Genomic DNA, 14071 nt, shown 5'->3' on the forward strand with positions numbered 1-14071 from the left:
TACATGAGAGTGAGAAAAGCCATTATTCCTGCTGCCGGACTTGGAACCCGTTTCCTACCGGCAACAAAAGCACAGCCGAAAGAAATGCTGCCGATCGTAGACAAACCTACGATTCAGTACATCATTGAAGAAGCTGTTGCATCCGGTATTGAAGATATCATCATTGTCAGCGGACGCAACAAGCGCTCAATTGAAGACCATTTTGACAAGTCGTATGAGCTCGAAGAAACACTTGCGAAAAAAGAAAAATGGGCTGTGCTCGAGGAAGTTCAAAAAATCTCCAATCTTGCAAATATCCATTACATACGCCAGAAAGAACCAAAAGGATTGGGACATGCCATCAGCTGTGCGAGCCGCTTCATCGGTGACGAGCCGTTTGCCGTGCTTCTCGGCGATGATATTGTGAAATCCAAAGTACCGTGTACAAAGCAGCTGATCGATGCTTTTAACAAACATGAGCGAAGTGTTGTTGGCGTACAGGAAGTGCCTCAGGAGGATGTGTCGAAATACGGCATTATTGATCCAAAAGAAGAGCTGACAGAAAAGCTTGTTTCCGTTAATTCTTTTGTAGAAAAGCCAAAGATGAACCTGGCGCCGTCCCGTTATGCCATCATGGGCCGCTATGTTTTGACGCCGGAAATTTTTGACGTGCTGTCTGATCTTCCTCCAGGCGCAGGCGGAGAAATTCAATTAACAGATGCCCTAAAGGTGCTGAATGAAACTCAGCCTATTTATGCGTACAATTTTGACGGAGTCCGCTACGATGTAGGGGATAAATTCGGCTTTATCAAAGCATCCGTTGACTTTGCGATTCAAAGGGATGACTTAAAAGATCAAGTGATGGAATATTTGAATGAAATCGTTCATTCGCATACTGGAGGAAAATAAAATGAAAATTGCTGTCGTAGGCACTGGATATGTAGGGCTTGTGACAGGGGTATGTCTTTCTGAAATTGGCCATCATGTCACCTGTGTGGATATTGATGAACAAAAAGTTGAAAAGATGAGACAAGGTATTTCCCCTATCTTTGAACCAGGATTAGAAGAGTTAATGAAAAACAACATCGACAGAGGTCTTCTTACTTTTACTACAAACCATAAAGAAGCGTTTTCCGATGCACATGCTGCTTATATCGCAGTCGGTACGCCGCAGCGCGAAGACGGGCAGGCGGATCTCCGCTTCATAGAACAGGTAGCGGTAGATATTGCAGCAAACCTGACAAATGATATTGTGGTGGTAACAAAGAGTACGGTTCCGGTAGGCACAAATGAAAGAGTGAAAAGAATTCTGTTGAAGAATCTTGCCGGCGACTATAAAGTGGATGTTGTTTCAAATCCTGAATTCCTACGTGAGGGATCTGCCGTGAATGACACATTCAAAGGCGACCGCATTGTCATAGGCGCTGAAAATCCGGAAGCTGCGGATTTAATTGAGGCAGTGAACAAGCCTTTTGGTATACCTGTGTTTAAAACTGATATTCGCAGTGCAGAAATGATCAAATATGCATCCAACGCATTTCTTGCCACAAAAATCAGTTTCATTAACGAAATAGCGAATTTGTGCGAAAAGCTGGAAGCAAACGTAGAAGACGTTGCTGCCGGAATGGGCATGGATGACCGAATCGGCAACAAGTTTCTAAACGCGGGTATCGGCTACGGGGGCTCCTGCTTTCCGAAGGATACAAGTGCACTTGTACAGATTGCGAGCTATGTACAGCACGACTTTAACCTGTTAAAGTCAGTGATTGAAGTGAATAAAGTGCAGCAGCATATGCTGATCCAAAAGGCAAAAACACGATTTGGCAGCCTTGAGGGGCGCCGCGTCGCACTTCTCGGACTTGCATTTAAGCCGAACACAGATGATATGCGTGAAGCTGCGTCCATTGTCCTCGCACAGGAACTTGTGAAAGAGGGAGCGGAAGTTGTCGCTTATGATCCAATTTCCATAGAAAATGCGAAAAAACTGCTTCCTGCTCAGACGGTATACGTAAATTCTCCTGAAGAAGCATTGCTTGCTGCAGACTTTGCCTTTATCGTAACAGAGTGGAAAGAAGTAAAAGCATTAACTCCGGAAGATTTTAAAGAAAGAATGAAGCTTCCTATCATCTTCGACGGCCGAAACTGCTATAACCTGAATGAAATGGAAAAGCATAATATAGAATACTACTCCGTAGGCCGCAAGCCGGTGAACGTGAACGGAATTAAAAAAGATTAACTAGTGAGGCAGTCCGATTTTATAAATCGGGCTGTTTTTTTTGCTGTGGGAGGCGCACCTCATTGCCGGAAAATAAACGGAGAAATTTCGCTTATTCAAAAATTTAGCTTGAAAAAACCTCCGTTAAGCGGAGCAATTCCGGCTATGGATTTAAAAACTATTAAAAAATCAGCTTTTTCTACGATTAACCGGAAATCCTTCTCTTATATTTCATAAAATGAGCTTCAACTTTCGTTTAAGGGAAATATCTACGCTTATTTTTTCTTCAGCTCTGATTAGATCAATTTAAATAAGATCTTGTAAATTTCCATCTAGCTTTTTTGGCGCTCAGCAGATAACATATAAACAAACAGGAAAAGGAGAATGAGGAAGAATGTGGCATAAAGCAGCAAGTGCACTCATCATAATTACATTGCTTGGTTTTTTTCAATTTGAAAAAGCGGAAGCGGCTGATATAAAAAAAGAAAGATATTTTGCGGAAACAAGTGAACTATCAAAAAAAATGAGAGATGAACTCAACAATAATGGATTTGAAGTATTGAACACATTTTCGGCAGGAACACACACATTTGCCGTCATGATGGGGAAACCGGAAAATTTAAAAGCCCTGCAAAGTCTGCCTTATATTCAACATGCTGAATACGATCAAGAGGCCAGCCCTGCGGCCCTGCAGACTACTCCGTGGGGAATCAAGGCATCAGGGGCAAATAAACTGCTGAAAAAAAGCTGCAAATGTAAGATAGCGGTTATTGATTCAGGAGTCAGCAATCACGAGGATTTAAAAGGAAGAGTGGTATCCAAAGTCAGCTTCTTGGCCGACAATGTTTATGAACGCCAGGCGAATGATGATTCCAGCACGCAGCATGGAACCCATGTCGCTGGCATTATCGCAGCCAATTCAAACCGTTTCGGGGTAGTAGGAATGGATCCCGGGGCCAGCCTCCTGGTTGCAAAAGTGGGAGATGAAGACGGCAATATTTATGGATCTGACATGGCAAAAGGCATTTCATGGGCAATCAGCAATAAAGTATCGGTGATAAATCTCAGTCTGGAGATGAAGGATAGATCGGTTCCTTTTTCAAGAGTATTGAAGGCTGCTTATGACAGCGGAATTGCTGTCATTGCGGCAGCGGGAAATGACGGAGAAAGCTTAAAGTCCATCGCCTCTTCACCTTACACGATTTCGGTTGGTGCAATTGATGCTAACGGAAAAATGGCCTCATGGTCCAACTATGACAGTACTTTGGATATTTTGGCACCAGGCGTTTCAATTATTTCCACAGTGAATACAAAAGGATACGGAAACATGTCAGGCACATCGATGGCCGCTCCGCATGTAGCAGGTGCCTCAGGAAAACTATTAACTTCCTACAGAGGTCCTGAAAACGGTCAAAAAGTAGAGTGGCTCAGAAATCAATTAAAAACACACGGCGACAAAATCCAGGTCAGATCTGCACAAGGTACAAGAATCGATGTTCCTGTTTTGAATGTTTATAAAAGTTATTACGGATTAGGACAATAGACTTAATTTATTATAATACCCACGTTTTTTTCAAATTAAACGAACATTTACACTATTGATTCACCAAATTGTAACCTTTATGTAAAATTTACAAAATAACCGTCATTTTTACAAAAAAAACCTAGATATTTAGCTGAATATGTAATAACATTGACAATAGATGCTCCTTATAGAATTATTTTACTTGGAAAGTAAATGAAAATCATGAAAAATATTGAATTTTCTATTGAAATTTCTTATCGTTTATGGAATAATTTACTTTGTTGGTAGTAGGAGAATCTACATATGTGTAATCCTGCTCTTGGTAACTAGTAGTACAAATAATCTATATAACTGCTAGTTTATCAATATACAAAAATTATCAACACAATTTGAAAGGGGAACAACAAAATGTCAAAAAAGAACGCTGCTAAGCTTGGTCTTACTGCTGCAGTTGCTGCAAGCGCAGTAGTAGTAGGAAACCCGGCACAAGCTGCCACTGCTACACAAGCTGAATCTCTAGTTAAAACAGCAGAAACTGCTGCGGGCCAACTGAAGCCTTTCTACACAATCACTAACGCTAACCAAGTGGCTGTAACAGCTGAGTTCACACAAAAATTTAATGCTTCTGGTACTGCAATCAGACAAGCAAAAGCTGCTGTAGCAACTCTATCCGGAAGCCAAAAAACTTTCCTTGAGTACAGAATTGCTCAAGCTGAGGAAAACCACCTTCGCGCTGCTCGCGTAATCGATGCAGTTAAAGTTGGTAACGAGCTGAACGCTGCTGTTGCAGTTCTAAACCCATTCATCACTAGCCAAAATTTGGAGGAATCCACAGTTGCTGCTTACAATGCTGTATCTGAAGCGATCCGCAAATCAGAGCGCGTAAACGGTAAAGTATACGGCGCAGCTGCTCGTGATGCTGTTAACAACAAATTTGTTCTTCCTGCTAAAATTGCAAGAGAAACAATTATCTTTGAAGTATCACGCTACAACCTTCATAAAGATATTGAAAAAACTGTAGATGAAAAAAGATTTGCTGAAGTACCTGAAAAGGTTGCATTGCTTGAGCGCCTTGAAGCACGTTCTATTCTTATCAAAGAAGATGGAAACAAGCTTCACCCAGGAAAATACCCTAGCCTTGCTTCAATTGAAGCTAAATTAGCTGCTGACAAAGCTAGAATCGTTGAAAAATACACTGCTGCTTTACCAGCTGCTGTATCTGAAGTAAAAGTACTTAACGCTGCTCAGCTTCAAGTTGTATTCAACAAAGCTGTTGACAGAGCTTCTGTTCTTGATGCTAGCGGCAACCTTCGCGCTGGAGTTGTTACAGTAAACAGCCTTGACAGCGTAGCTCCTGGATCTTGGACTGCTCAACTGAGTGCAGATGGAAAAGAGCTAACACTTACTTCTACTTCAAGGCTAGATAAGCGCTATGACGTTACAATTGACAACGTAAAAACAACCGACAACGTAGCTGTTGCGAAAAAGACTTCTGTTATCAGCGTTTCTGATTCAGTTCGTCCTACTTATGCAGGCGTCACTTATGGTCCTACTGGAAGTGCAATCTTGACTTTCAGCGAGCCTCTTAATGCTTCTGCTGCTGAATTTGCTGGTGCACTAACAGTATCTGGTCCAACTCTTGTAACAGTACCAGCTGGAAACGTATCTGTTTCTGCTGATAGAAAAGTTTACACAGTAGTTCTTCCTGCTGCTATGACAAAAGACCAAAACTACACATTCACTCTTACTGGATTGAAAGATTATGCAAATAACTTACTATCTCCAAACCCAGTATCTGATACTGTAGTGAGGAAAGATGTTGATACAGTAAAACCAACAGTTACTGCTGTTGAATCTGCTGGAGTTGGCAAAGTGAAAGTTACTTTCTCTGAGGCAGTTGACGCTGCTGCTGCAACTCTAAAAGTAGACGGAACAACTGTTGCTGCTACTACATCACTTGATGCTAACAGAACAGCTGTTACATTCACAGCTTCTCAGCTTACTGCAGGTGTACACAGCATTGAAGTTGCAGGCGTAAGAGATCTTGCTGGCAACACAATGGATGCAGTAACTCGCGTTATTCAAATCACTGCTGATACTACAGCTCCTGCATTTGTAAGCCAAAGCCTTAAACCTGTAGGTTCTGATCAAGTCCTAGTAGTGAACTACGACGAAGAAGTATTAGTAAATGCAGGTCTATCTGTAACTGGAACTTATGTAAACTCTAACTCTATTACTAATAACATTGCTCCAATCACTGGTGCTGCTAACCTTGTAGTAGGTTCTGACAAAAAATCTATCGAAATCAAACTTCCTGCAAACGCTGGTAACTACACAGTAACATTGCCTGCAGGTTTGGCTAGAGACGCAGCTGGTAATCTTTCTGCTGCTAGAACTTTAACATTCACACTTGGCACACCTGTAGACACTACTAAGCCTAAAGTATCTACTGTTGTTCAAACTAATGACAAACTAGTAGTAACTTTCGATCGTGATGTTACTGCTGCAACTGCTCTGAATGCAGCTAACTATGAAATCGAAGGAGTTGCTTCTCCATTTGAAGGCGCACCAATCTTCAAAGGAAATGCTCGCACTGTTGAGTTAACTCTTAAGAGAGATGCAATCACAACTTCTGGAGCTCGTAACTTCACTGTGAAAAACGTAGCTACTGGTTCTGGTGTTGTAATGGATGCTGAAACTGTAGCTCGCAGCTTCAATGAAACAGTTCGTCCAACTGTGACTGCTGCTAAAGTACTAAACAGCACTCAAATCGAACTTACTTTCAGCGAAGTAGTAAGAGACGGTTCAATAAATGGTAATGACTTCAGCGTATTCCAAGGCACTTCTACAACTGCTCTTGGTGAAGTATCTGAAGTGATCACTGGCAACAAAGCTGTCATCACACTTTCTACTCCATTAACTTCACTTTCCGGTCTTGTAGTGAGAGCTCAAAATGGAAATGACGTAACGGATCAATCAGGAAATGCTCTTGATTTCGCTACAATCAACGTTCAATAATATCATTTTTTAACAAAAGCCTGTAGAAGAGATCATTCGATCTTTTCTTCAGGCTTTTTTGTTGTTTTCTTACTGATAGGACCGCATAAGCTACCTGAAAATTGTCAGATTTTATCGAGTAATGGAGTATCAGCCTTTACCATAAAAAGAAACAAATACAGTTAAAAAAAAATCAAATAATACATGTAAATTTATTAAAAAATATAACAATATAGGAAAAATTATGATATTATTAGTAAGAAAGAACCAATCATAAACATGTGCATTAGACCAGGGATAGCCAATATATAGAAGATTGCTTCCCTTACAGTTCTTTTCAACCGTTTCCCCTTTCAAATTCATATAGAAGGGATCCTCCATGTTGTTCTGACATCAATATGGAGGGTTTTTTTTGTTTTTCTTAACTTTTCCTTATCAAGGGAACCTTTTAACGGTGAATAGAAGAGATAGATACTTAACAATTTAAAGAACTGCGCTGAAAGGCTCACTGCAAAGTTCCTGCTATCAGTAAGTAGACAAGAATTCTAGATGAATTGTAACTGTTTGGCAGTCATGTAATTATAAAAAACTAGGCTATAAGGTTTATTCTTCCATATTTACATTAAGTTTACATGATAGAAAGAGATTGTTAACATTCACATGATATTTTTGAATAGTGGTTAAACTAAGTTAAATACGGGAGGAATTACACAATGTTTCAACATGGAAAAAAGCTTGCTGCTATTGCGCTTGCAGGTACTGTAGCTGTTGGATCTCTTTTATCTGGGACAAGCTCTTATTCTGCAAAGCAAAAAGAGCCTGAAGCAAAAAATGTCATTATGATGGTGATGGACGGAACAAGTGCCGGTGCTACGACATTGGCTCGCTGGTATAAAGGCGGTCCTCTTGAAATGGACAGTATTGTAACAGGCGGCGTGCGCACTCATTCTGCTGAATCAGCTATTACTGACTCTGCTCCAGCAGCAACTGCTCTTGCTACTGGATACAAATCAAACGATAAATATGTGGGAATTCTTCCTGACAAGGTAAATTCACCTGGTGTTGCACCTGTGAAGAAAGAAGATATGCTTAAGCCGGTAGCAAACGTACTTGAAGGAGCTAAGGTTGCCGGAAAATCTACAGGTATTATTGCTACTTCTGAAATACAGCATGCGACTCCGGCAGGTTTCTCCGCTCATGCTAGCCACCGCAGCAATTATGGCGATATTGCTGAGCAGCAGTTTTATCAAGGAATGGACGTTGTGTTAGGTGGAGGAAAAGATTCTCTTATCCCTGGTACGGGAAGAAACAACCGTGCTGACAACGAAAATTTTCTTGGATTGATGCAGTCCAGAGGTTATGATTTCGTAGAAACAAGAGATCAGCTTTTAAATTCAAAATCCAAAAAAATCTGGGGTGCTTTTGCGAACGGTGCAATGGCGTATGACATGGACAGAGCTAAAAACCGCCCTCAAGAGCCGACTCTTGCTGAAATGACGAAAAAAGCAATTGATACCATGTCTCAAAATAAAAAAGGTTTCTTCTTGTTTGTTGAAGGAAGCAAGGTTGACTGGGCGGCACATGCAAACGACCCAATTGGAATTATCGGTGATGTGCTTGCATTTGATGATGCTGTAGGTGAAGCATTGAAATTTGCTAAAAAAGACGGCAACACAATGGTTATCGCTGTATCTGACCATGGTAACAGCGGAATCACAATGGGGAACGTGAACACAAATACAAACTACCCTGAATTGCCAGTAAGTGATTATATTGATCCTCTAAAGAAAGCTACAATGACTTTGGAAGGTGCTATTAATGAACACCGCAAGGGAAAATCTGTTGAAGAAGCTGCAAAGCTTTACGGACTTGACAACCTGAATGATAAAGAGCGTCAAGCGCTTACCGCTTCTAAAGATCTTTCAAAAACATTTGTTGAACTGCTTTCAGCCCGTGCAAATATTGGCTTTAGTACTGGCGGACACACTGGTGAAGATGTATTCCTTTACTCATATGGTCCAGACAGACCTTTTGGTTTAGTTGACAACACTGACATTGCAAAAGCAATGGCAAAAGGAATGAAGATTAACCTTGATGATCTAAACAAAAGAATGTTTGTTGATGCAGAAGCAGAATTTACTGCACTTGGTGCTACTGTAACAATCGATAAGTCTGATAAGGCAAATCCGGTATTAGTCGTAGAAAGAAACGGCAAAACAGCTAGATTCCTGCAAAATAAAAACTTGATGATTCATAATGGCAAGCTGAAAGAACTTGAAGGTGTGAATGTTTACACTAACAACAAATTCTATATTCCTCGCCAGGGTGTTGACATCTTTAAAAAATAACTTTCTTACAATACCCTTCTTAAGACTATAAGAAGGGTATTTTTTCTAGTTTATAATGACATTAGTCCTGCGCTTTGTTAGAATAGTACATAGTAAATAATGGTTTTGGAGGATATTATTGTGAAGTTTTTCCGTTTCATCCTTTCTGCATCACTTATTCTGTTCTTATTCCCTTCCACCTTTACTGCAGCTGCCTCTAGTCCTTACGAAAATTTAGGTCCCCAGGTACAATATGTGAATGTGATTAAAGGCAAAGCTGGAGTAAACTCTCTGGGCCAGCCGCTTTATTATGCGCTGCTTCAAGGGGAGCCGGCTAAATTTGTCGTCATTGATTTACATTCAAACAGAGTTATCGATTTAAAAGAATTAAAAGGTGCGAAGGCTGCGTGGTCGATCGAAATCAGCCCTGACAATAAAGTATGGGTCGGTACAACGCCGAATGAGCATGTTTTTCAATATAATCCAGACACAAGAGAGCTGTCGGATTTAGGAAAAGCGACAACCAACTCCGATACGGTTGTTTGGGATCTTACATATGATAAAAAGGGGAGCCGCCTTTTTGGCGTGACTTCTTACGGAGGAAGATTGTTCTCATATGACGCTCAAAAGGGCTTCCAGAACTACGGCCAGGCTGTTCACGGCAAGCAATATGCCAGAAGCGTTGTTTTTGATGAAGAAAAAGATTACCTTTATGCTGGGGTAGGTTCGACGGCATCTCTCATAAAATGGGATCTTAAGACCGGAGTCAAAAAGGATATTCTGCCTGCACAGTACAGACCTGCAGCTTCCGTGTATGACATGGACATTCAGGGCAGAAGCCTGTTTGCCAAAATAGAAGGAAAATCTGAAATCCTTAAATTCAATCTGGATTCAGAAGCAATGGAAACAGTGATACAGGCCGATTCCAGAGGCGTGTCTCCTGCTCACAACGGACTTGTTTATTACAGTTTTAACAGCAAGCTTCACGCCTATCATTTAGAAAGCGGGCAGATAGAGCAGCTGTCTAACACCAACCTGTACAATTCCAGTGCCGTTTCACTTGATATCGTAAATCTGCGCGGGGAACCGACTGTGGTCGGACTTGCTGGAAATGGCGGCAGATTCTTTACCTACGGCATTCAAAGCAAAAGATTTACCAGCACGAATCTTGAACTTCCTCCGCAGGCGGTTGAAATTTACCGCATTGGCTCGGGAGCAGACGGACAAATTTATAGTTCCGGCTTTATTTCCGGAAGACTTGGTGTATTTGATTCAACGACGTCTCAATCCAATATGTATCAGGGATTGGGCCAGATTGAGGGCTTTGCACAGCTGAATCAAACAATGTTTTTCGGTGTGTACCCAAATGGCCGCGTCTATGAGTTTGACAGTACAAAGGCCTGGGAGCCGGGTAAAAATCCAAAGGAAATCTTAACGCTCGGTGATAAAGGACAGGACCGTCCTATTGCCATGCAGACTGATAAAGAGAAAAATCAGCTGTACATTGGGACAATCCCTAAACGAGGCCAGTCTCAAGGTGCTTTTCTCGTATATGACCTTAAGGAAAGAAGAGTCATTCATGAGATTAGCGTTCCTTATCAGCAAAGTGTTTCTTCCATGACTTACAGTGAGGCGGAGCGCAAGCTGTATATTGGCACAAGTGTCTTTGATGGAAGCGGTCAAAGATCTGTTTTGGGGGCGCAGTTGTTTGCTGTCAGTACAGATGATCCTCAATTTACTTTGAGGCCGATCGGACTGCCGGGCGGATATTCCGTCATGGTATCAGCTCTGGCAACAGGACAGGACGGCACACTTTGGGGTATTGTCGACAATAAGCTTATGAAATATCACTCTCAAGATCAACGCCCTTTGATGTACCCAATTAACCCGCATCAGGTGAAGGGGATGTTTAAAAATGAAAACCTTGTTTTTGGACATTCGGGCGAGCTGTTCGGCACCCTTCAGGGGACACTGTTTAAAGTAAATCCTGCTACAAACGCAATCACAAACTACAGATCTGGAGAGGTGTTTCATCTCGCAAAAGATCCAAGAGGCTATCTTTATTACAACAGTGGAGCCAACCTTTGGAAAATTGATCCGAGCAAGCTGACAAAAGAGTATGAGCTTGTACCAGGACAGCTGTTTATTCCGAATGTGCCTGTTGAAAATGCAGAATTCCCTGTGGCCAGGGTATACAGCAAACAGCCGCTGATTTTGTATAAGAAGCAAAATAACTCCATGGTGCCGGTTCAGCAGCTCGCCGCTAAAAAGTTTTACAGAGTGTACGGCACTTCCGGCCAATATTACCATGTTGGCGGAGAACACTATATTTACCATGAGGACCATAAGGTAAGTCTGTATATAGGACGTGTATTCACCTTAACTCAGGCACCCATTCTAAAACCTGACGGATCTGTCTTTCGGCTCATACAGCCAGGCGAGGAGATTCGTGTCTACCAGCATGATGAACACAGCTATGATGTCGGGAACGGCTACAAAGTAATGAAAAATGAAGATGTTTCATATTACATTGGCACTGTTACGTTAGGGGAAGAAACTCAGCTGTATCAATATGGCGAAACTGAACCTGTGCTGCAGCTGTCAAAAGGCGAGACTTACGAAATTTATAAAACAGATGGCCAAAAGCTCGACATTGGCAACGGTTATTACATCAATTTTCAGAAAAACAAAATGGAATTTAAGAAAAATTAAAGAACCCGTAGTGGACAAGTGGAGGATTACTTCTTCCGCTTGTTTTTTTTGTACTATTTTCTAAGTCAAGACTGGTATTGAAGTAATATACTGGTAGATTAATAGTATACATTTAATAAAACAGGAGGATTCTCTTATGTTTTTAAGGTCAAAAGCTATTTTTCTATTATTGTTTGCTGTATTAGCATTAGGTCTTTTTGGAGGGGAAAGAGCTGCTGCTAATACAGTAAATCCCAACCAGACGTATTCCTACGAAACGATGGTTTCTGATATTCAGAAGCTGGCCGCGGCTTACCCCGGGCTCGTCACCTATAAAGTAATCGGCAAATCAGAATACGGCCGGGACATTTATGCAGTCTCTGTAGGAAAGGGACCGTCCACAGTGTTTATTAACGGCTCTCACCATGCAAGAGAGTGGCTCACGACAAACTTGAACATGTATATGATCGATCAGTATGCAAAAGCTTACCAGAGCGGTACGTCAATAAACGGCCTCGCGGCAAGACCTATTCTCGACAATACGACCATGTGGTTTGTACCGATGGTTAATCCTGACGGTGTTACTCTGCAGCAGTACGGGCTTGGCAGATTTCCTTCAAAAGATCATAGTGCCCTCATCAACATGAACGGCGGAAGCACTAACTTTAAACGCTGGAAGGCAAATGGGAAAGGCGTAGATTTAAACCGCCAGTACAATGCCGGATGGAGCACGATTGTATCTAACCCTGGAAGGCCTTACTATCAGAACTTTAAAGGCTATTCGCCTCACAGCTCTGCTGAAACAAAAGCAATTGTGAATTTTGTAGGCAGCACTCAGCCGGAGATGGCTGTCAGCTATCACAGCAGCGGCCAGATACTATTCTGGAATTATAAACAATCCGGCTCAATATATGACCGTGATCACCGCTATGCAAAAGAGATTGGAAGAATGACAGGATACCGCCTCATCTATCCTGGTCCAAACCCATCCGGAGGCGGTTTGACGGACTGGTTTATTTCAGCTTATAAGCGCCCTGCCTTTACCCCTGAAATTTCACCATATGTCGGAGAAACAAATCCGCCGGTATCCAATTTTGGGGCAGCGTGGAATCAGAACAAAGCAGTCGGTCTTTATGTGGCAAGGGAAGGGCATGCACTCTACATGTCCAGAGTAGGACAGCAGGTGAAAACGGTCACAGCTCAGGTGAACTCACTGCTGAGCTCGACATATTCTCTGCTTCCGCTTCACACAACAAATATTAGAAGTACAAATGATCTAGTTGTTTCAACAGCTTTCCGTAACCTTTACAACAAAGCGGGCGCTGACATTGCAAGTGCTGAAAAACTGGTTATAGCACTGCCTGCCGCGCAGCGCAGCTCATTAACGGCCAGCATTGATAATGCGAAGCAAAGGCGCCTCAATGCTGCAAGATTCATAGATGCTGTAAAAGTAGGGAACGAACTAGAGCAGCAAAGGGCGAATCTACAGGTATTTATCACAAACGGTGTGTTAAATGAGGCTACCTTCGCAGAATACGAAAAACTGTCATCCGAGATTCTCCGTGCTGACCGGACGCTGTCAAGAGTATATGGTGCGGCGTACAGAGATCTTTTCCGTGAAAAATATATTGTACCTGCGAAAATTACAAAGGAAACAGTCATCTTTGAAATCTCACGTGCGCTTCTGTTGAAGGAAGTTCAGGTGCTGCTTGCTGAAAAAGCAGACACTGCCCTCATTGACGAAAAGCTCGCGATGTACGACAGGCTTGTTGTCCGCTCCAGGACAATCAAAGAGGCAGGAAACAAACTGCATCCAGGAAAATACCCGGATCTCCCAGTGTATGAAGCTGTATTGGAAGCAGCAAGAAAGGCATTGGATTCTCCGGTGACAATTCAATAAGAGAGAGTGGCCCCGCTGAAAAGCGGGGTTTTCTTATTTGCCTGAGCTGCGCCTCGTGTGTGGTTGTTGAGGGGTACATGGGAGAAAGGCGGGGCTTGTTGTATTATTAGGGGGATTGGATAACAACGGGGGCTGCTTTGTTCTATTGAGTGGCCGAAATGCGGGATGGTTTAACTATATGGCGAAAACCGCGAGATTGTATAACAATCGGAGGGTTTTTGTTCTACTATGGGCGAGATAGTATAACAAAAGGGTGCTCTTTGTTCTACTATGGGCAAGATAGTATAACAAACAGGTGCTCTTTGTTCTACTATGGGCGAGATAGTATAACAAAAGGGTGCTCTTTGTTCTACTATCAGCGAGATACTATAACAAAGCGTGTTGTTTTGTTCTACTATAATGGGAAAACGGCGAGATAGTATAACAAACAGGGCATC

General features: G+C 42.1%; 7 protein-coding genes. All 7 read left to right on the plus strand.

The window, feature by feature from the left end; genetic code table 11:
• Positions 1-3: 3 nt before the first annotated feature.
• The gene (gene galU, locus GJU40_RS16325) at positions 4-888 is read left to right on the plus strand and encodes a UTP--glucose-1-phosphate uridylyltransferase GalU (protein WP_154309138.1); all 885 of its coding nucleotides are present in this window, start codon (positions 4-6) and stop codon (positions 886-888) included.
• A 1-nt stretch (position 889) separates the two neighbouring features.
• On the plus strand, positions 890-2215 hold the full coding sequence (locus GJU40_RS16330; RefSeq protein ID WP_154309139.1) for a UDP-glucose dehydrogenase family protein: 1326 nt from the start codon (positions 890-892) through the stop codon (positions 2213-2215).
• 373 nt (positions 2216-2588) lie between these two features.
• Positions 2589-3737, plus strand: coding sequence for a S8 family serine peptidase (locus tag GJU40_RS16335; RefSeq protein ID WP_154309140.1), 1149 nt, complete (start codon positions 2589-2591; stop codon positions 3735-3737).
• Between the two features lie 390 nt (positions 3738-4127).
• Positions 4128-6737, plus strand: a complete 2610-nt coding sequence (locus tag GJU40_RS16340) for an Ig-like domain-containing protein (protein WP_154309141.1) — start codon at positions 4128-4130, stop codon at positions 6735-6737.
• Between the two features lie 692 nt (positions 6738-7429).
• Complete coding sequence (locus tag GJU40_RS16345; RefSeq protein WP_154309142.1) at positions 7430-9064, plus strand: alkaline phosphatase; 1635 nt, start codon at positions 7430-7432, stop codon at positions 9062-9064.
• Between the two features lie 120 nt (positions 9065-9184).
• Entirely contained in the window at positions 9185-11755 is a 2571-nt protein-coding gene (locus GJU40_RS16350) for a ligand-binding sensor domain-containing protein (RefSeq protein WP_154309143.1), read from the plus strand.
• Positions 11756-11891: 136 nt separating this feature from the next.
• Positions 11892-13634, plus strand: a complete 1743-nt coding sequence (locus GJU40_RS16355; RefSeq protein ID WP_154309144.1) for a M14 family zinc carboxypeptidase — start codon at positions 11892-11894, stop codon at positions 13632-13634.
• Positions 13635-14071: the final 437 nt, after the last annotated feature.

This window comes from Metabacillus lacus (assembly GCF_009674805.1).
Taxonomy (GTDB): domain Bacteria; phylum Bacillota; class Bacilli; order Bacillales; family Bacillaceae; genus Metabacillus_C; species Metabacillus_C lacus.